This is a genomic window from Rhodoferax sp. U11-2br (assembly GCF_018619435.1).
Classification (GTDB): Bacteria; Pseudomonadota; Gammaproteobacteria; order Burkholderiales; family Burkholderiaceae_C; genus Rhodoferax.
Genome location: NZ_JAHFZF010000022.1, coordinates 24446 through 43794, shown reverse-complemented (window position 1 = coordinate 43794; position 19349 = coordinate 24446). Strand labels below are relative to the sequence as shown.

Annotated in this window: 18 protein-coding genes; 10 read left to right on the top strand and 8 right to left on the bottom strand. The window is 55.9% G+C overall.

Going from position 1 to position 19349, the window contains the following annotated elements:
* The first annotated feature begins 68 nt into the window (after window positions 1-68).
* From KKO72_RS14285 to KKO72_RS14250, 9 genes are all read left to right on the top strand, one after another.
* The gene (locus tag KKO72_RS14285) at window positions 69-965 is read left to right on the top strand and encodes a ComEC/Rec2 family competence protein (protein WP_214939679.1); all 897 of its coding nucleotides are present in this window, start codon (window positions 69-71) and stop codon (window positions 963-965) included.
* Between the two features lie 1012 nt (window positions 966-1977).
* Window positions 1978-3483 carry a hypothetical protein gene (locus tag KKO72_RS14280; RefSeq protein WP_214939676.1) on the top strand — a complete coding sequence of 502 codons (1506 nt, stop codon included), beginning with the start codon at window positions 1978-1980 and terminating at the stop codon, window positions 3481-3483.
* 1 nt (window position 3484) lies between these two features.
* Window positions 3485-4051 (top strand): hypothetical protein, encoded by a 567-nt coding sequence (locus KKO72_RS14275; RefSeq protein WP_214939673.1) that lies wholly within the window; start codon window positions 3485-3487, stop codon window positions 4049-4051.
* Between the two features lie 38 nt (window positions 4052-4089).
* Window positions 4090-4467, top strand: coding sequence for a hypothetical protein (locus KKO72_RS14270; RefSeq protein ID WP_214939670.1), 378 nt, complete (start codon window positions 4090-4092; stop codon window positions 4465-4467).
* A 301-nt stretch (window positions 4468-4768) separates the two neighbouring features.
* Window positions 4769-4891, top strand: coding sequence for a hypothetical protein (locus KKO72_RS21185; protein ID WP_256445100.1), 123 nt, complete (start codon window positions 4769-4771; stop codon window positions 4889-4891).
* Between the two features lie 108 nt (window positions 4892-4999).
* A complete protein-coding gene (locus tag KKO72_RS14265; RefSeq protein WP_214939668.1) occupies window positions 5000-6007 on the top strand; it encodes a nucleotidyltransferase in 1008 nt (335 codons plus the stop codon).
* 29 nt (window positions 6008-6036) lie between these two features.
* Window positions 6037-7737, top strand: coding sequence for a ThiF family adenylyltransferase (locus KKO72_RS14260; protein ID WP_214939665.1), 1701 nt, complete (start codon window positions 6037-6039; stop codon window positions 7735-7737).
* Window positions 7737-8207, top strand: coding sequence for a Mov34/MPN/PAD-1 family protein (locus tag KKO72_RS14255; RefSeq protein WP_214939663.1), 471 nt, complete (start codon window positions 7737-7739; stop codon window positions 8205-8207). The genes KKO72_RS14260 and KKO72_RS14255 overlap by 1 nt, the downstream gene beginning before the upstream one ends.
* A complete protein-coding gene (locus KKO72_RS14250; protein WP_214939660.1) occupies window positions 8204-9601 on the top strand; it encodes a dsDNA nuclease domain-containing protein in 1398 nt (465 codons plus the stop codon). The genes KKO72_RS14255 and KKO72_RS14250 overlap by 4 nt, the downstream gene beginning before the upstream one ends.
* A 9-nt stretch (window positions 9602-9610) precedes the next feature.
* On the opposite strand, the gene KKO72_RS14245 is transcribed toward KKO72_RS14250, so the two are convergent.
* The 8 genes from KKO72_RS14245 to KKO72_RS14210 form a co-directional block, all read right to left on the bottom strand.
* On the bottom strand, window positions 9611-10168 hold the full coding sequence (locus KKO72_RS14245) for a hypothetical protein (protein WP_214939657.1): 558 nt from the start codon (window positions 10166-10168) through the stop codon (window positions 9611-9613).
* 351 nt (window positions 10169-10519) lie between these two features.
* Window positions 10520-11497: a hypothetical protein gene (locus KKO72_RS14240; protein WP_214939654.1), complete on the bottom strand. Its 978-nt coding sequence runs from the start codon at window positions 11495-11497 to the stop codon at window positions 10520-10522.
* Window positions 11498-11621: 124 nt separating this feature from the next.
* Window positions 11622-12239: a hypothetical protein gene (locus KKO72_RS14235; RefSeq protein WP_214939651.1), complete on the bottom strand. Its 618-nt coding sequence runs from the start codon at window positions 12237-12239 to the stop codon at window positions 11622-11624.
* A gap of 82 nt (window positions 12240-12321) precedes the next feature.
* Window positions 12322-12603, bottom strand: coding sequence for a hypothetical protein (locus tag KKO72_RS14230; protein WP_214939648.1), 282 nt, complete (start codon window positions 12601-12603; stop codon window positions 12322-12324).
* 222 nt (window positions 12604-12825) lie between these two features.
* Complete coding sequence (locus KKO72_RS14225; RefSeq protein ID WP_214939645.1) at window positions 12826-13977, bottom strand: TniQ family protein; 1152 nt, start codon at window positions 13975-13977, stop codon at window positions 12826-12828.
* Window positions 13974-15437, bottom strand: coding sequence for an ATP-binding protein (locus tag KKO72_RS14220; protein ID WP_214939632.1), 1464 nt, complete (start codon window positions 15435-15437; stop codon window positions 13974-13976). Before KKO72_RS14220 ends, KKO72_RS14225 begins: the two co-directional genes overlap by 4 nt.
* Window positions 15434-17821, bottom strand: a complete 2388-nt coding sequence (locus tag KKO72_RS14215) for a Mu transposase C-terminal domain-containing protein (RefSeq protein WP_214939629.1) — start codon at window positions 17819-17821, stop codon at window positions 15434-15436. Before KKO72_RS14215 ends, KKO72_RS14220 begins: the two co-directional genes overlap by 4 nt.
* Window positions 17818-18510, bottom strand: coding sequence for a TnsA endonuclease N-terminal domain-containing protein (locus KKO72_RS14210; RefSeq protein ID WP_214939626.1), 693 nt, complete (start codon window positions 18508-18510; stop codon window positions 17818-17820). The genes KKO72_RS14215 and KKO72_RS14210 overlap by 4 nt, the downstream gene beginning before the upstream one ends.
* Window positions 18511-18912: 402 nt before the next feature.
* On the opposite strand from KKO72_RS14210, the gene KKO72_RS14205 reads away from it, so the two are divergent.
* Window positions 18913-19230, top strand: coding sequence for a DUF6471 domain-containing protein (locus KKO72_RS14205; RefSeq protein WP_214939623.1), 318 nt, complete (start codon window positions 18913-18915; stop codon window positions 19228-19230).
* The last annotated feature ends 119 nt before the right edge of the window (window positions 19231-19349 follow it).

Below are 19349 nucleotides of genomic sequence, written 5' to 3'. Positions count from 1 at the left end.
TGGACTGCTTGCGCCGCAGCTGGCATTGTTGGCCCCACAGCGCCCAGGCCGGGCGTTAGCATGTTGGCATGCCCGAGCTTCATGGCCCTTCTCCCCACACGACAGTGCAGCGTCTGCCGGGCTTAACGCCTGCGCTGCTGGGGATCCTGGCGGGCAGCGCCTTGCAGCTGCAGCAGGCGGCACTGTGGCCCTCTCGCATTTATGTGCTTTTTGTGCTTCTGGCCCTTATAGGATATGGGCTGATAGCTATTTATTTAAAAGCATATGGGCACTCGGCGGCGCTCGCCAGTGGTCTGGCTTTTGTGGCGTTGGCGGTGGGCATCACCGGATGGCGGGCCACGGTGTTTGTCGACTCGGCCCTGGCGCCAGCGCTGGAGGGGCGAGACATTGCGGTCAGCGGTGTGGTGGCCGGTTTGCCGCAGCCTTTTGAAGGGGGCATGCGTTTTCGTTTTGAGCCGGAAACTGCCCGACTGGATGGGCAGCCGGTGGCGCTGCCACAGCGCCTGGAGCTGGCCTGGTACAGCGGTGTGTTTGGCCAGGGGGATGGCGCGAGTGATCCGACGGGGGAGCTGCAAAACACATCGTCTGCGCTGCAGGCGGGTGAGCGTTGGCGGTTCAATGTGCGGCTCAAAGCGCCACATGGTGGCCTCAACCCGCACGGCTTTGACTACGAGCTGTGGCAGTGGGAGCAAGGTGTGCAGGCCACCGGTTATGTGCGCGCTGGCCGTCGCGACCCGCCGCCCCAGCGCCTGGGGAAAACCGGGCTACACCCGGTGGACGGTTTGCGTCAACAGGCGCGGGCGTCCATTTTTGCCAGGGTGCCCGACGCACGCGCTGCCGGTGTGTTGGCGGCCTTGGTCACCGGTGACCAAGGCGCGATCGATGGTTGGCGACAAAAAAGTTCTTCCCTGACCGAAATCCCCGCAAACCCGCACCACTACTGGCAGTCCGAGGTTTCTGTTTAAAACCCGGTTGAGTTGTGAACAATTGCCCGCTAAGAAAGTTGTTCCCTGGGACGGTGTGTAGCCGACGCGCGGGTGCCGCCTTTGCGCTGCCCCCGGCCACCGACTGAACAAAAGAGTTCTTCCCCAGCTAAATCGAAAGTTTTGCAGCGGCTGAATTGTGAACAAAAGAGTTGTTCCCTGAGGTTAGTGCTGGCCCTGGACGACCGGAGGGCGCGAGATGCCCGGCCAACACTTGGGCAACTCCCGTTGGCCGTGAAGCGCTCCAATTATTGAAACTTTTTTTTGGAACATAAGTTAGTGTCAGAAACGATTAACTGGGCATAAGTTGCAGCTCTGAGCCTACGGCGCGAATGCGTCTGGCGACGCGCTTGCAGAAACTGACTGCTGACCGGGCGGCCTTATGCGCAACGATTAGGCAGTTCGATGCTGAGATTGACCCGGAGCGTGTTGGGACGCTGGTGGTGTGGCGATTGAAGTTTGGGAACAAACGATTGAGCGCAAGGGGGTTGGAAGCAAGGTTCCTTCAACTCCCAAAGTAATGCCCCTAAAAGCAAAAGGCCGCATCGGTAAAGATGCGGCCTTGAATCAAGGGTAATCGCCTTAAGCGGTAATCGACAAGGCCTTTACACGGGCTGCAGCCGCACCAATATGGCGTATCGCGAAGACGGCAGGACGTACTTGATGAAAGCTGGCCATTGCTATCAGGTGCCCAACCCGCATCACCCGCACGGTGCGTGCCCGTAACTCCTTCACAGCAGCCCCTCAAGGCGGTTTTTCTATTGCAGCTTGAAGCTGACGGGTATAGTCATCAATGCCTCAATCTCGTTTCGTCATTTAAATTGATAGCATTTTCAAGTGGCTACCAAAATAAATTCAAAACCACACTAGACGAGATGTATTAGCCTTTGCTATGCTCACCCCGCTTTGTTGATGATGGTCTCATTGCACGCGTTAGTCATATTAAAGAGGGAAACCAATGCAAATAATGACGTGGCGAGGGGTGGGGAGTCTTTTGACGTCCATTTTGGTGCTTAGCGGGTGTGCGTTCCATAGTGAAACCCGAGAGAAGCAGGGAAAAGAGCTCACCGAAAGCTATCCCAAAATATCCTATGCAGACAAATTCAAAACTATCCGGGCTAATCGCGAGAAAATTCTTGCGGAGCAGCAGGCACTGGTTGACAGCCTGGCTTTGACGCAACGGGATGCGCTTATTCGTACTCTAGCCCTAAGTCGCGATAAGACGCATACGGTTAAGGTAATGTTGGCTGTTTTGGCCAATGATACGGGTGCCAACGAACTGACCGGAGGGCTCATCGCGAGCGATTTGACTGTTATTCGGAAGGCCCTGTCAACGATAAGGCAAGCGGAAGGGGATATTAATCCGTCGGTGCCATTGGCCTTTGCAGCTGCGAGAGTGCCAATGCCGACCTGTGCTCAGATGCTAACTGATTCCCCTGAAAGAAAGCGTGCGGAAGAGTGGGCTCGTAATAATGGTTCATCAAATGCTGGTGTAGCCTTTTCTCCGCAAATTGAAAACTATCTTGGTCATTGTGAATTAATCAAAAGTGCCAATGAGTCTATGTCGAAGGTGGTACTTCGAGGGCGTATCGAACAACTAAGCAAGGCTATTAAGGCGGAAGAGGCTGCCCTCGCGGACCTAACTGCTCTGCAAAAAGTCGCTCGAGATGACGTTAAAAAGTACTTGGAGGACTCCGCACCAGCTCAAGCATCCGATGGGTCGAAAATCCAAAAGACTGCAGCGGATATCAAATCTGCTCTAGCTAAATTGAGTGCCGCTCAGGATGCCGCTTCAGTGGCATATCTGTCTCAGACAAAAATTGACTCCATAAACGCTTTTATCGATGTAGTGACGGGGGACAAGGCCGTAGATGCGTCAACTGTTGAGTCTTCTAAGGTAACCTTGATTGCCTCGCTGTTTCCGGACCTTTGGAAGACCACCCAGGAAGAACTGACGGCTGCAAAGAGCGTCGACTTGACGCCATATCTGATACAAAAGAAGTTGGCGCAAATAGCTCTGGATTCAGCCAGCCGAGATATCGCTACTCGCAAGGCTCGAATTAAGCTTTTATCGGACCAAAAGCAGTTACTTACTCAGTTGGCCGGTGACTATTTAATGCTCGCAGAGCGCACCGCAAAATTGCCTGGAACCTTGCTCTCGCAATCAATGGTTTCTGTTTTAGATGTGCCCGCCAATAAGGAACTTACGACTAAGAACACTCCCAGTCTTAAAGAGAAGTACCAAGTATGGGATATCACCATCAGGTATCTTGACCTCACCTTTAGGATACGTCCAAAAGTCGATAAGCTTCAGCTTGAGCTGGACGCTCTTGAGAGCGAGATTGCGCTGGGATACTCGGAGTCGTCGGTAATGCAGTGGGATGCGTTGCTTGGGGCGACTTCTGACCAACTTGCGCTGTACTCAACCACGGGGGTTAAGGACAAACAAATCTCAGACTTCGTAAATGCGGTCTTACTGCTTAATATTGGAGTGAAGTGATATGCGAGTCATCACCATGGTTTCACTTTGTGCATTTGTCCTTCTTGCGGGCTGTGCGACACCGAAAGAAGTTCTCCAGTATGCGAATAATGGGGTTTCTCTTGCTAATAAGCGAGCTCAAGAAATGACTGCGTTTGAAAAACAAGAGATTGAGTCGGAAAAAGCCCTTGCACAATCACTTGGTCGCTACAAATCGGACGGTGTTACTTACAGAGAGACGCTTACCCATAGTGATGTGGTGTTGGGGGCTGTCGAGGATACAGCGACAATCCGAATAACTCAGCGGTTAACGGTGGCGGTTACGGCATTAGGGGCGCTTGCTAGTGCTAATGTGTCAGAGCGTAGTGCTATTGCGGAGGGCTCCGCAAAATTGCTAAGCCCCCTTCCGAGTACCACTGCCGCGGAGACGGCCTTCCAACAGAAATTGGCAGTGTTTGGCCGAGAGCTTACCAACCAGCAGCGATTGTCTGAGCTGGCTGCCCATGTGCAAACGATTAATAAAAACATCAGTGACGGTAAGGCTGCAACTGCGGTTGCGGCCGCAACCGCGGCTTCCGCTCCAAGGTAATCCTGAAAGTTCTTGGACAGCTAATACGGGGGGCTACTATGGCTAAAAAAGATGAGCTTGAAGCGGTTGGTGAGTATGTTCGCAACTATATTTCTGTGCGTAACGTACTCGGTGCCGAGAAGCGGTACTTAGAAGATGTGATAAGCGACGGAATATCCCCTCCTGAAGAGATTGTTCGAGCTGCCGGGGCAGCCGCATACATTACCAGCCAAATTGTTGTGCTGGAGAAGAGCTATAGCGCGTTCCTCAACTCAAATGGAGGGCAGATTAAGCCTCCGTCAAAGGAGGAGGCTGCCAAAACTACGCTATTGGCGACAGAGTTGGCTGCGGCAATTCGTAAAGCCGTTACGGTGGACGCGATTTTGAAGGCAGTTACTAAGTTCATGACGGGATGGTCACAAATTTCAGCAGGGTGAGCTAGTTCTGCGGATTTATTGGCGAGGGCAGCTTCGTAATCCTTAACAAAAATATGGGTGTGTGCGATATTGAAAGTGTCGCTCATACCCATTGTCGTTTTGTCGTCCGCCATCCTGGGCTCTGAAGAGCGCTCATCCGTTTTGCAGGTCGCTCGCAAGCGTGCGGGCATAACCCAAGGTGGGGCAGCCATTCGACTTGGCGTTGGCCAGAGTCGGGGGACTGACATGGAGTCCAAGTCGGGCACGATGTCGGTGGACCAGCCGTTGGCATGGTGCACGGAGGTACCCAAACGACCTGACCGTGATGATGCTGGTCAATGGCATCCAGTGCATTCATGGTTATATATTGCTGGATGAAACAACAGCTATATGGCAAGTCATCTGCGTGCTGACGGCGTTTTCACTCGCTATTTCTATTGGGTGAGCTTTGGTGCCTACAACGCTATATGTGGTGTATTGACATGTAAGAAAGCCGCGTATATAGTGTTTGGCACTCGCATTGTGTGAGTGCTAATTTCAAGGATTCCATACAGTGGCAACGCAGCAGCAATTCATCGACTTCCTGTCCGAGATTGAGCCTAGTCCGACGACCAAGTCGGTTTGCAGTAGCGCGCATACGACCCTTCGAGGCAAGCTGGAGCAGCACGAGACTTACAAACACATTCACGACAACACGTACCTCTCCGGCTCCTATGCCCGGAACACGGCGTTGCGACCACGGCAGTCCAACGGCACGTTGCGCCGCCCTGACGTGGACATCATCGTTGTCACCAATCACACGCAGTTGGACCTGCCGAGTAACGTCATCGCCACGCTGCGCAAGGCCGTGCGGTCGTTGGGCTATACCGAGGTCGAGGCCAATCGCCGTTCCATCTGCGTTTCCCTCGGCTCAGTCGAGATGGACGTCGTTCCGGTCATCCCCAACCCATGGCAAGAAGGTGGCTGGCTCATTGCGGACAAGAGTGAAGAGCAATGGTTGGTGACCAATCCACGCGGCCATAACCAGTGGGCCAACGCTGTTAACAAGAAGGCCAACGGCTATTTCGTGCCGCTCGTGAAGCTGGTCAAGTGGTGGCGTCGCGAGAACCTGCCGCACCTCAAGCGGCCTAAGGGTTTCATCCTCGAGACTTTGGTGGCCAAGCATATGGACTACAAGGAGACCAGCTACGAGGAGCTGTTCGCCAAGTTCCTTGAGGCGGTGCGCGACGAATACGGATGGATGGTGCTGTCCGGCCTAGTGCCAAGCCTGGAAGACCCGAGCGTCCCTGGCAACGACGTTTTCTCGCGCGTCAAGGCCGAAGAGTTCAGGCGCTTCTACGACCTGACCGAGGCGCATGCCAAGCTTGTGCGGCGTGCCCAACGCGAAACCGATGCTGATAAGGCACTGGAGCAGTGGCAGCGGGTCTTTGGCGACCGCTTCCGCAAAACCGCTCAGAAGGCAAGCATGCTGCGCCCGGCCGCGATTGCAAGCGCCGGGCTCAATCTTGGGTTTCCGGCCATCGCCGTCGTGCCTCCCAACAAGCCGGCTGGATTTGCCTGATGCGGCTATTGGTCGAGCAACCCATCCGAATGCGCGCCGAGACCCGTGGCCTGGATGGGCTCGCGAGCATTTCGCCTTGGCTGACGAAGCTTGCGTGGGGCTTAACTGAAAGCAAGGATGTCTGTGTCGACTTCGACATCACGGTGAACGAGAAGGTCCACGAGGCTGTCTTGGTGTACCCCGCATTGTTTCCAGAGGCGCCAGCGTACGTACGGCCACGCAAGTCCGATGAGGCCTGGAGCGCCCATCAGTACCCGTCGACCGGCACGCTATGTCTCGAGTGGGGGCCGGACAACTGGCACGCGGGGGTGACCGGTGCCGACCTTGTTGTCAGTACCCACATGCTGTTGGCATATGAGAAATTCGGGCCCGCCATTGGCATCACCGCGCCTTCGCGTCATGAGCAAACGCTTGGGCAGCGCGTTCGCGTAGAGACGTCGCGATTCATAGTGACTCAGCAACTTCAGTCTGCGTTGATGGCAGCATCTCGTGAAACATCTATCGCCCTTTCTGTGGGAACACTCCACCGCCGACCTGAGTTCGTCGCGGTCGCAACACAACTCGGCGAAGGCGAGGCCGCTTTGGAATTTGGCGTGCCCAAGGAAATTTCCGACCCAAATGCCTTTGCGTCCTGGGTCCGCAAGGGATTCGTCGTCTGGTGCGATGAATGGGCATCGCTGCCCAATCCCGTCAAGGACCAGGCAGTACTCCGTGATGTCCTGAAGGCGAAGGGCCGCTGGCCGTGGCAGGACGACGAGCAGCAAGCAGGCTTCCTGTTGTTGGCAGACGGACAACTGCGGTTGCGACCAATCGCCCTCTTTAAGAGTGCGGAAGGCAGTACCGCAGTCGAGTACTTTGCCGTGGACTGCGCTGACAAAGGACAAGTAAGGCAACCCGAGCGCAATGCTGTCCTCCAGCAGAAAAGGATTGCCATTGTCGGTCTCGGCTCCGTTGGTAGCAAGGTAGCCGTGTCGCTGGCGCGTTCGGGCGTCCCGCGTTTCCTGCTCATTGACGACGACTTTCTCAAGCCCTCCAACCTGTTGCGCAATCAGCTCGACTGGTCTTCTATGGGCTACGACAAGGTGGATGCGGTCCAAAGCGCAATTCGGCTGGTTCATCCGGCCGCGGATGTGGCATGCCGTTCATTTCGCTTTGCCGGCCAAGAAAGCTCTTCGTACAACACCACCGTGTTGGAGCAAATCGCGGCATGCGACCTTGTCGTCGACGCCACAGCGAGCCAGAAGGTGTTCTCGTCCATTGCAGCCATCTGCACGCGGCGCAAGGTGCCAATCGTCTGGGGTGAAGTGTTTGCTGGTGGCATCGGCGCGCTTATGGCACGCAGTCTGCCAGGCTTGGATGCGGCGCCTTTAGAAGTACGCAAAGCCGTTCACGAGTACCTGGCCGGCATGCCTGAGGCGCCGTTCAAGCACGCACAGAACTACGACGCCGAAGTCGAAGAAGCGGTCTTCGTGGCCGGAGATGCCGAGGTAAGCTCATTGGCAGCGTCGCTCACGCAATTCGCCATCGATGCCCTTATTGGCAAGGATGCACCCAGGTTTCCACACGCAGCCTACCTCATCGGATTCCAGAAGGCATGGATTTTTGAGGCGCCCTTCGACACGCACCCGATAGCCTGCCCGCGCGCCGCAGAGGCCCCAGAGGCACCGACCTTCTCGGATGAGTCATTGGTGGCGCTCGGGGAACTCATCGACATGTTCGGTGAGCATTGATGTTGACCGTCACTATCCCCGTGGATGTTCAGCAGGCACTGCGCAAGGCGCTGAAGGCAGCGGGCACCGACGAATGCGGCGGTGTCTTGATGGGCGAGCACGTGGGCCCAGGGCACTTCGCCGTCCGACACCTGTCGGTGCAGGGAGGGGGGCGTTTCGCCAGCTTCGTCAGACAGACTCAGTCGGCGCTGCGTGCCCTCAGAAAATTCTTCAATCAGTCTGGCCACGACTACGAGCGGTTCAACTACCTTGGCGAGTGGCACTCGCATCCTAGTTTCTCCGTGCAGCCCAGCCCGACGGACCACCAGTCGATGCTTGATATCGTGATGGACGTGCGTGTGGGCGCAAATTTCGTGGTGCTGCTCATCTTCAAGGTCTCGCACCAGGGAGACCTGGAGGGCAGTGCGCACACTTACCTCCCAGATGGCTCCCATGGGCTGTCCACCCTTGTTTTGGCAGGAGCAGCATGACGGCGACGGTTTTTGCACCTCAGGCTATGGGCGGCGCAACTGCCCGAGGTGGCTTCGAATACCAGGATGCGTATTTGATGGAGCACCTGCCTCAATTCTTGTCATGCGGGGCATTCAGCCATGTCGTAAGCGAACTCGTGGGTGACATTGAGATTCGTTATTTCAGGCCGGGTGGCGGCTACTACTGTGTGACGTACGAGGCCAAGGGCTACCAGCTCTCAAAGGTCGAGCTTTGGAAAGAAGTGGCGGACTTCAAGTCGATGCATGAGAAGGCGTTTGACGAATACGTGCAATTTGTGCTTCTCTGCAGTAACTTCGTAGGCGAGTACCAGTCCTTGCTCAACAAGCTGGAGCGCTATCGTGGACCTGCAATAGCTCTAAATGCCGACTCCCGCATCCGCGCTGAAGCCGAGACTGACATCCTCGATACCATCGAAAAGCTCGGCCAAACGCGTGACATAGCGCGCTTCGTCATTGACCGAGTGTCATTTGTGCAGTACAGCGACAACAACGTCGATGCCGGTTTTGGCACCAAGCTCGAAATGCATCTTCCATTGTTGGACATGACCCGGCAGGAAACCGCAGCTTTCCGGGCGAAGTGCAAGCAGCTCGTCGATACGTCGGTGAAGGGCGTAGTCAGCCGCAAGGAAATCGAGGCGGCGCTTGTGGACAGCGCACCGAGTGTTGCTGCTCAGTGGCGTGCGACGTCGTCCGTACTTCTGCTTGGGCCCGCCGGCTTCGAACTCGGTCCCCTGGCGTTGGACGTCACCGCCTTCAACGGCCCCGGTCGGGGACGCCTCGGCCAAGCGGCCTGGGACCAATTGCAGCGGAGCCTGGTCGAGGTTGGGGATTTCCTGCACTCGAGCCGCAATCGCCGTAGTGTGCGATTGTCGGCAAAGCATCGGATGTCGCTTGCGTGCCTGCTGGGCTATTGCTTCTCGGCAACTCGTGGGTTTACGCTCGCCATTGAGCACAACGACCACCTGTACGACACGTCGGTGCATGAGAGGGCTTCGGGGCAGTTTTTCTCCGTCCAGGAAGACTCGCCCACGACGCCTGGGTTGGAGGGCGTTGCCTCCATCAGTTTTCCGAACGGGTCCAATGCCGACGTTGCTGCCAATGCCATCGCGTTCGGGCTGGACAGGTCCCCGAAGCTCTCACTAGTGTCTGTTGCTGTCGTTACCGACATCGCATCCTTGAACACGGCCGTGTGCGAGGCCAAGGTGGCCCTGGCTGAATTCCGTGGTCGCCATCAGCTGCAGAAGGTTCACCTCTTCGTCAAGGCCCCGGCCATCTTCGCAATGGCGCTCGGGTACCGACTCAACGGGGTGGGGCGCATCCAACTATACGACTGGGACCAGACGAAGTACATCGCGACCGTACAGCTCGACTGAAATCGGCACTCAGGCGGGCTGCTCGCAGTTCTCGCAAACTGCCCTCATCTTTTTGCGGAAGTTCCACCAGAGGTCGTCGTCTTTCTCGAGCATGCGAGCGTATGAGGCAACCGCCTTTTGAAGTTGGACGACGAACGAATAGGCGTTGATGCTGCGAGCTTCCGTGTCAAGCAGCTTTCCGCTTCTTGTGACACGCCAACCCCCAGTGGTTTCAGCTTGATGCAAGATGCCGCAGCGGATGTGTTTGTAAAAGCAATCTGACTCCGCCACAAATTCGTGAAATCCTGGGTTCCGTCTGAAAAAGCACTTGAACATCTTTCCGGATTTTCCACTGGAATGCGACTTACCTTGGTAAAAGCACTCTAAAGCCTCGATGACGAGGCAGGCAACGGCCATCAACGTGAAGCCATGGCGCGTGTTCGTTTGGAGGGCTGGAGCGAAATAGCGTTCGTCAAAGCGCTCAATGAGGAAGTCGCCACATGCCTTGCGGCTATCTGCCGCCTCTAGTTCTCGGTAACGAGCTACGGTTACAGATTTAGTGAGCCTTGTGAACTGTGGTTCTCGCATCGCGTACCTTGTAAGAACAAAAGAATTTGTCGAGCGCGTCGAAGACGCGAGACCTTAAGGCCGACCAGGCAGTTGTGAATGGATGAAGGGCGGCTCAGCCGTAACAGGACACTCGAAGAACTGCAGCGGAAGTCGGCCTTGAACGGCGGCTTTAGGCCGATAGCATCAATTCGCTTTGTCAGGCTTGAGCTGCTTACATCACCATTTCACATGTTCAAGACCGCAATTTTAGAGACTACTGGTCAACGATTGGCGGCACAGATGGTCAACGAGACCGGAATACGCAGGCAGTTGGACAAGACAAACGGAACGACGCAAAGCCTGTTGGCAAAGAGTGCGCTGCACCCGGTCTTAAATTGTTTGCAAAAGGGCTGCCTCCACCTGTGTCCAGTGCCCCTTTGTCTTCAACGTCTTAACCCAATTCACGCACGCGCGGACCAAACTGCGGTCGCCAGGTAGCATATAAAGAGATACACCTGTCGCCAAATGTTGTCGAATGAAGTCGAGTTTGTAACGAAGCTCAGTAGTCCGTTCTTTGCGAGCAATCTTGGGCTTCAACGCAACCACCTGCGCTTTGAAATCCGCCCATTGGGTGTCCGTCATGGGCGGAGGCACTTCACGGGTCAAGGCCGGTGTCATGCGCTTTTTGGGGACTGCGTTGGTCACTAGGTTCCAACAGGCGCCGTCCAGCGCCTGTTTGTTAACAAAGGCGTGAGGGGGCTCATCGGCTGCCAAAGTAAGGAGTTCCGCCCCCGTCACCCAGAATTTCCCGTCCGACGCCACCCCGCGCAGGGCCGCGGTGACGCTGGCTTTTGGCAGTGCCAGGTCAAGTCGCCCCTTTGTTGCGTGGGCGTAAACAGAGGACCAAGCCTTGGCGGCCGAAGGGTGGGTCAGTATCCATCTCATGCGGCAAACTGTGGACCAGCGGTCCGTTTGGAACTGCCTCATGCGCTTTGGCGTAGGTACAACGGATAGTTCGTCACCGTTGAACGCAGTCATTAACGCGGTAGGGCCTTGCGGTGACAGGAGCGGTGCCCTCATCAAAGTGGTTGCGCCGACCAACGACACGACCAAAGTTTGGCCAGGAATGACCACGGGCCCTTGCTTAGTTTCAAATTCGTAGCACCGCTGACCGCCTGGGCAGAGATTGGGCGTGCCAACTGCCGCAAGATATTCGCTCGTTGGCACAATCCCAAACCTATCAAGATTGATGAGCGTTTGAAGCCTGTCAGTCACCTTGCACGGCACGTCCGCCCTCAGCTCATCAATTGGGCCGAAGCAGGCCTCACCACCAGCGCTTTGAAACACGAGCCCAAGTTTGCCGTCCACTCTGCCTATTCCCGATACCCACATGATTACTGCCCTCCTTGGCAGTAAAGTGAGACGGTTTAGCCAGGCGGGGCTGACATTTCAATCTTTGGCGCTATTCTGAAAAACCTTGGTGAAGGGCGAGTCAGGCGCTTGTCGCGATGCCCAAACTGCTCAAAAAGGGAGACAAACGTTCACCAACTTTTTCTTTGGTGGCAACAACTGCCTGCACATCCCTGTAGACTTTGCGCGAATGTTGCTTGGCGACTCGCAAGACAGCTTCGTCGAAGTTTGTTGTGGCAAATTCAATAAGTTTGTTTTCGACCGTATCCATCACGACCGATACGTCTCCATGCCCCGTCGCCATTAAACGCAATCCGTTCATGAACTGCGGGAATAGATTTTTCGAGCGCAACTCGAAGGCAAACACAGGGTCAATTCCGGCAAGGAGAGTAACGGCTTCGTCGAACCGAACATCGAGCTTGGCATCAGTTGGAATCAACTGGTTTATAAGATTTCGGCAATGAGGCATATCTGCGGCAGAAATTTTCCCCAGCTCTTGCAGGTGCCGAATTCCCGCATTTAATGTCACGACCCGATGCCTCACTTCCAGCAAATCACTCAGTGCAAGCGCAAGGATTCGCTTGCGCTCTTGGCGTGTTTTGTAGAGTTGGCCAAACCCGGTCATCGCTGCGCCAACTACGACCCCCAACAGCGGAAAAACTGGCTGCAGCAGTTCCTTAAATGCGACCAAATCGGCCATCTTGCCACTCCCTTTTATTAGCTTGCAATATAACTCCGCTACTTGGGCCTCCACCTCCGGCGCTAGGCTTAATTGGCATTTGTCAGTTTGCGAACACGTACTTCTGAAACGCAGCTTGCCAGTCTTGCCAAATGGCGCGCTGTGCCTCGTCAAGAAGAAGTTTTCCAGTGCAAACCAGCGTTTGAAGGCGGCGCTCAAGGCGGTCTTTCGACTTGGCGCCATTGGAACCTTCCCACGGCTGAAGCATCAAGTTTTTCAAACTGCGCGGATGCCCGCCCAATGCCAGCTGCAGGTGATGGTCGAGTTCATATTTTTTTGCTGCGGCATCAGGTAACCCATTTTCACGCAGCAATTTCAGCTTCACTCCGCTTGTACACGAGGTTGAGGGCCGGACTGTCGCCGTGTAGCCAGGAACGCAAATGGTCTGTTGGACTGTGTCCTGACGCACGCCTGGGTTAAGCACTTCAGTAGGCACCGCCTGGCCTGCATCTGTCTGACGCTTCCGGCGTGCGAGGCGGGCTGCTGCATGCCGCCAAGAGGCCTAGCAGCAGGGCAAGGGAGATTTGAGGAAGGTTCACCTCCAGCATCATTCCTTTATTTTGCCGACAGGAACCTGTCTGGCACTGGTGTCTGATTCACGCAGTTTGGTAACAAGGGCACACAGCCGGGGAAACCGTGTACGGGCATGCCGGTATTGGTGCCAGCATCCGGCCTCTGTCAGCGCATCGGCGACACAAACTTTCTCCCCCCTTAGCCGATGGCTTTGAATTACTGCTTGAAATGCTACCGCATATCGCCGGTCGTCTGTCTCAGTCGGGTGGGCAGGCATCCCGGGTGGAACGAAGTCCATCCGATGCGTTCCGGCGTTGTCCGCAAGCTCAAGCAAGGACTGGAAAATCACGTGTTTCAACGGGACAAACGGGATACCGCAACGAGGCCGCACCATCAGCGACAGCCAGTGGAAGTCTTCGTCTTGAGGGAGCAGCCCCACGTGCGTCACGCGGCTACCCAGCGACGCACAGGCCCAGTCGGCCAAACTTTTTGCGGACACCTGGTGGTTGTTGGAGCGCAATCCCTTTGTTAACAATTGGTCTCGGTACCACGTGCGGTCGCAGGGCACCGATGAAATTTCAGTTCTAGCCAGCAATCGGCACGAGCGCTGTGCAACTTCCTTTACGAAAGGGTCAATTTTTGACCGCAGTAGCTGGGAAGCAGTGACTTCGGAGGGGAGCAAGTCTGGCCAGGGCCGCAGTTGGCATACCGGGATTGTGGTTCGCCGCAACTGTCTCCAGTGTCGTGTGCAAATCCAAACGCCAGGCAAATGGTGCTCGCGGTGCCAATAGCTCTCGCCCCAATTAGCTTGGTCTTCCCGCGCACATGACGGGCAATACTGAAGGAAACGGACATACTCGGTGACGCTCTGAACCGTTGCAGCGCATCCGATAGCCGCATGCCCTGTGGAAAGCGCGCTGGCCAAACTCGCCTCAAAAACACTGTGTTCAACAAACGCAGTGGCGTACGGGAACACGGAGTGCCGCCATAGCAGGTCAACAGGCGCAACATTGAGGGCCATGGCTAAGTCCCGGACGTGCACATAGGACAGAAAACTGGGCGCAAATTTGCGCCCAGTGATGGTTTTGGTGACAAGTCCAATCCCGACACCCGCGCGTCGGCGGGTGCGAATCCAGACGCTGCTTAACAGTTCGTCAGGATGCGGGCGTTGAACCAGGTATTTCACACAAGTGCATCCTCTTTCCATCGGCTAACCTCTGGGGGGGGCGCCGTACCCCTTGGCCCGGTGCGCATGTCCGAGGTAGAGCCTGGCGGCGCAACGACAGTTGTCGCTGTTGGGCTCGGGTATGTCTTTTTTGGCGACGTTGATTTGGTGAAAGTCGGCTCGGCTTCGCTGTCAACGCTGTAAAGGTCAGTGAGCGCTGACAGCACCGTGAGATTGTTTTCACGCAATGCCTTCAAGGACATGGCGACCATTGCGAACTCGCTTTGAAACACGGCATCGACCAGTGGGTGCGTTAGTGTCTCCAGTCGGCTTGCAATTGCGGTCTCCTGTACTGACGCCCACAGCTTGACCATGATGTCGGGAATGCCCTGGGTGACGTCCCAGAAGTGCTCGGCCCAAATATCCGTTAGCCTTACAGGTGTCAGCAGGTATTGATAGCGCCAGAGTGCCATCAACATCATTTCAAACTCGCCCGGTGCCGTCAGGTCCTTGCTGCGCTCCAGGGGCAGCCATTGCACGGAGCCATTACCGGACATGCGGCGCAGCCGGGTAAAGCGGGCTCCAACAATGCTCTGCATCTCCAAAGTGCCCGACATGATGAGCGGTATGTGCGACGTGTTTGACGCTGTAACGAGCAATTTCATCAGGGGTGTTTCGCTTTTCACCACCTTCGAGCGCTTACCCGTGCTAAGGGCGTTCCCATCGCGGTCGTTGCCAATGCCACGCTGGTTCTGCGTTTCGTCCACGACCAATGCACCCACACCATGTTCATAACAAAGCGCCAAGGCTTTGGACAAGCGCTGCTCGGCATTCAGCCCTTTGCGGTTCATGTAAAGGTCGATGTACCCGGCATCTGGCAACAATCGGTCCAGCTCACGAAACAGCTCTGACGCCAGGGTATGCACGGATTCACCGTCGTAGCTCATTTCAATGAAAACAAAAGGTAGCTGCCATTTTCCAAATTTCTCGTGGTAAACCACTTCGTCTACCAAGCCGGAAATTTGGCTTAGGCCGAAGCTTTTGCCACAGCCGGATGCACCGACGAGCGCCATCGACATTTGCCGGGCCAAGTCAACTCGGCGCGGTGTCGCCATAAACCCTTTGGTAAACCCCTCTTTCTGGGCACCGAACAGGGCACTGACTTTTGCGTTGTCTTCCAGGGAGTAAGGACGGCGCGTGCGGTAGCCCTCCCGCATGAGTTTGAGAATAGCGCGGGCTAGCTTGACCAGCCTGGGCAGTGGTACGCATATGCCGTGCAAATCGCTCAGCAGGTCAATGCGGTGATTAGCTGGGAGGTTGTGTTGCTCCGAGTTAAACGCAGGTAGACGTGTTAGCCTTTTTGCGAGCGTTTTGTCGTCTGGCAAGTCACCGAGATGCTCGATAAACGGGTTGCCAGCATAGGCTGGGTTGTTTGAGGGTGTGTAGTGGGCCTCGACGAAGGGCTGATAGGTGGCGCTCATATTTTTCCTAACGATGCAAAGAAGTCTTCCATCACGCTTGAGTCTTCGATGGACTGCAGAATTTCGTCTGCAAGATTGGCGGGGGTGTTCGGGATTAGCTCGATGGCCGGCATCTGCGCAGTCGCTCCAAGGGGTGTTGCCACCGTTTTGAGTTCGGCGGCATTGGCAGGTGGCGATGCGTTGGTCGTCGGCGCGGGATTGGGTTCAGCCTCAACCACCCGTTGTTCGACCTTGCGCCGCCGCTGTGCCTCGGCTTCCCGTATCTCCGACGAGTTGGATTTGCGTGAAGCCAGGAATTTGCCCTTGGCGGCGGCGCGCATCTTTTCGTGGGCGGCTGCAACGCCCGGCCCCACATCTTGGAGGAACCCGACTCGCTGAATGCTGTTGCGAATTTCAGCTTCCCGACGTATGTGGCGCCTTTGCTCTGCGATTTCTGCAGACCGGGTGTCGGTCAGTCCCGTGGTGTTGCCGGTAATTTGGAGCGACTTAGTGGTCAAACGTGCGACGTACTGGACGTCTTTACGATGAGTGTCTTGCACCAGGATTTCATCAAGGTTCTTGGGGGTGTATCGGACAGCGACTTCGAAAGGGCTCTTGAGGCTGGCAATGGAGAACCAGTCTTTTTGCACCGCTTCTTTGCAGGCGTAGAAGTTGTCCATGAACTTGATGCCATCCTGGGTCACCATCGCCACACCGCGGGAGAGCAGGGCCTGGCGCAGCCATTCGCGCGAAACACGCCTGGGCAACGAGTTCCGTCGCTCCACTTCGCGCGCCCATATTTCACGCGGTATCGGCAACAATCCATCCTCGCTGTCGGCGGGGGACTGCGGGTAGTCTTTGAGAACTTCGCGGTTGAGTGCAATGATGGCACGCAGCACAACACCTTCAAGCTGAGTCAGGGTCAGGCAAGCCGATGCTTCAAAGGGTTTGCGGCGCCGTTTTGTGACATTCCACTGAGGCTCATGGCCTTCAAGCTCCGAAATCAGTTTGATGAAGCGAGGGAACGTACTTTCTACGACCGACTTGGACCGGGAAAGCTGCGCTGGCGCATTCGTGGTGTCGTTGCCAACGTTTCCCAACTCATCGCTGGCAAACGTCATATACGGACCTCGGTCACAGAAAAGGCGATTGCACACTACCCCTTGAGCGGGGAAGTCGGCGGGGTAGTATTTGATACCGTGTTTCTCACACAGGGCCTTCCAGTCGGTGCATACGCTCAGCAACGCAAGTTTCGCGTTCTCCCAACAGGACGCGTCAAGAGACAGGTGGAAACCCACAATCAAACGAGAAAACCTGTCTACGACAAGGTCAAGCGTCGGTTTTCCGATGATTACCGTGATATCAACTTCTGAGCAATTGTGGAAGTCGAACGTAGTGTCATCGCATTCGTACACGTCACCCGGTCCCATGCAGTCATCTAACACTGTCCCCGTGGTGGGCGCGTAATTGTTCAGGTAGTCAGACGAGCCATTGCGCTTCGCATGGGTCTTAGCCACCGGCAAAATGCGCTGCAGGAGATAGCGGATTTGGTTGTGGGTGGGCCTGCTGCCTAACGGCGGCAGCAAGGGGTCCCCTTTGCTGTCTTTGGCCGGCGCGCCTGTCGAGTCCTTCAACGAATAGAGCTCTGTGATGACGTTTGCCACCACGCTACGCATGGACACGGTGTTGTCTTTCTCATATCTCTTACGGCCATATTTCAGAATGCGAGCCTTTTCCGCGGCTGACAATGTCATGGGTGTGTAGTTGCCGTCAATCGGGTGGCGGCCCCGTGCCTTGCCGCGCACGGGTGCAAGGACAACCTGATTGGCGCCATCCAAGGGCTTTTCTGACAACACGAGGGCCCCCGGCGTGTCCTGCGTAACCCGTCCGCAGCGGTGGTAGTCGCCCATCAGGGCGTCCTTGACCTGGCCTCGTTGCCACCAGTTTCGGAGGTCCGTCAGCAGCGTTTTTTTGCTGACACCAACTTTGGTGGCATGCGCCACCAGTAGCGGCCCACGTGTCATTGGTTCCAGGATTTGCGGGTTCGCGATAAGGTCCCGGATACGGGCATACCGTTCTTCCCGAATCGTCTGCACAGCGGCGCTTGGTGACAACGGCCGACCCCAGGCAGGGTCCTCCTGGCGAACGCCCTCCACACGAAGTTGCTTCAACGAGTCGGTGAATGGCAGGGCCGTCCTGCAGGCACGAGTCGGCTTGGAAAAGGGTGTGGGCAGCACTTCAATGAGGTACCCAATGTCTTGCGCAGGGTTCGCCGCAATCAGCCGCACCAGTTTTCCGCGAAAGGACAGGACGTCGTTGATGGCCAGCGCCTGCAGGGGCTCGCTGGCCTCCGGCAGCTCGGGTTGGGCCAGTTTCGCAATTTCTGTTTTCGTGATGGCGTTCATGCAACCACCTCGATGCAGGACGGGCTCGGCACCCGGACCACTTGATAGGCAACGTCTCTACCCGAGATGTTGAGTTCGAGCTTGTGTGCCCACAGGAGCCAGCCAAAAATCCTCAGTGCGGTGGTCGGCTCATATCCCTTGCGGGCGTCATAGTCAGCGCAGTAGTCCCAAACGAGGGCCTTTGGCGCTGTTGACACAAGGTCTTGCAGCATGTCGGCGGGGCCGGAGCGGTAGAGTGCGTGAACCCAGTCCGGCTCGCCAGCGAGCGGCAGGGTCGCCCGTATCCACTCGATATTGCGGAGCACCTGCTTCGGCACGGAGCGGTCGGTAAACAGGCGGGACGGCTTTAGCTTGAGGTGTTCGGCTGCCGCTCGGTGGAGCGACAGCTTTTCTAAAATTCGTGGGTCTTTAAGGTCTTCTTCACGTTTGCAATCCCATGGTACTTTGATAAGTTCACCATCGGGTGTCACCGTTGTCAACAAAAAGTCCACCGTCATCACCACAGGAATGCGGCTCACGGGGTAGGTGGGGTGGCGAATGCCCAAGCTTTCGGCAGCGCCCAGCGTGACCTCGCGCGGCAATGGCCACTGCTCCTGGACGTCGTGAAATGACGCCATGAACTCCGCCACCAGGAGGAACGCGCGTTCGATGTAAGAATGGGTGTGCACAACCCGGTCGAGCTTGCGCATGACTGTGCGGGTCTGACGACCTTTTGACGACAAGTCGTGAACAGACAGCCAAGGGCGGTAGGTATTGCCTGAACCTGTGCCCAAGCCTGCTTTAAATCGCTCCGAAATTACCTTCTCCGTCCACACTTTTGGACCGTGTCTCATGCCCCACCCCCGTTGCCCTGCAAAGAGGTTTGACCGGTATGGTTCTCCGCCAATACATTGCGCGCGGGATTGACAAAGGCTCGCGCAGCCTTGTGCAAACTTATATACATGACCTGTTCCAAAGAGTGACTTCAATAACCTGTAGGTAGTAAGTGTGTTGATTATTTATTATGGACCTATAGGGCTCAATATGGACCTTTATAACTCGAAATTAATTGCTGATAATTTGGTTTTCTGCAACGTCTGGAACCAACTTAAATGCATGAACGTAGAGTGACGGCAAGCACCGAGCTCGCGCCCAGCAAGCCAAAGCGACCGGAAAAGACACGGTGGCACAAATACGCAACACGCTTAATCAAGCTCGAACTTGTTCGGCAGGACGTGAGTTTCAAGCGGCTATCTCAGCTGATGGAAGAGATGGGGTCAGAAGATGAACACAGCCCCGATTCGCTGAACACCCGCATAAACCGTGGCACGTTCAACTTTTCGTTTGCGCTCGAGGTGTTGCGGGCACTTAAAGTCGATTCGCTGGATATTTCGCAGTTGCCGTCAAAGGGCGTTGCCAGAAAGAAGTGACACTTAGTAAGGGAGAGGTAAATCGCCAAAAGCCTCTCAATTACCTCCACGTAGGGACGCCGTGCTTACCCTCACCTGATTTGGGCGCGTCACATGGAGCGGGAAATATTGCCGCCTAG

Coding starts and splice junctions, on each gene's coding strand:
- KKO72_RS14285 (WP_214939679.1), top strand. CDS start 69: ATGCCCGAGCTTCATGGCCCTTCTCCCCACACGACAGTGCAGCGTCTG.
- KKO72_RS14275 (WP_214939673.1), top strand. CDS start 3,485: ATGCGAGTCATCACCATGGTTTCACTTTGTGCATTTGTCCTTCTTGCG.
- KKO72_RS14270 (WP_214939670.1), top strand. CDS start 4,090: ATGGCTAAAAAAGATGAGCTTGAAGCGGTTGGTGAGTATGTTCGCAAC.
- KKO72_RS14260 (WP_214939665.1), top strand. CDS start 6,037: ATGCGCGCCGAGACCCGTGGCCTGGATGGGCTCGCGAGCATTTCGCCT.
- KKO72_RS14255 (WP_214939663.1), top strand. CDS start 7,737: ATGTTGACCGTCACTATCCCCGTGGATGTTCAGCAGGCACTGCGCAAG.
- KKO72_RS14250 (WP_214939660.1), top strand. CDS start 8,204: ATGACGGCGACGGTTTTTGCACCTCAGGCTATGGGCGGCGCAACTGCC.
- KKO72_RS14245 (WP_214939657.1), bottom strand. CDS start 10,168: ATGCGAGAACCACAGTTCACAAGGCTCACTAAATCTGTAACCGTAGCT.
- KKO72_RS14235 (WP_214939651.1), bottom strand. CDS start 12,239: ATGGCCGATTTGGTCGCATTTAAGGAACTGCTGCAGCCAGTTTTTCCG.
- KKO72_RS14220 (WP_214939632.1), bottom strand. CDS start 15,437: ATGAGCGCCACCTATCAGCCCTTCGTCGAGGCCCACTACACACCCTCA.
- KKO72_RS14215 (WP_214939629.1), bottom strand. CDS start 17,821: ATGAACGCCATCACGAAAACAGAAATTGCGAAACTGGCCCAACCCGAG.
- KKO72_RS14210 (WP_214939626.1), bottom strand. CDS start 18,510: ATGCGCAAGCTCGACCGGGTTGTGCACACCCATTCTTACATCGAACGC.
- KKO72_RS14205 (WP_214939623.1), top strand. CDS start 18,913: ATGCATGAACGTAGAGTGACGGCAAGCACCGAGCTCGCGCCCAGCAAG.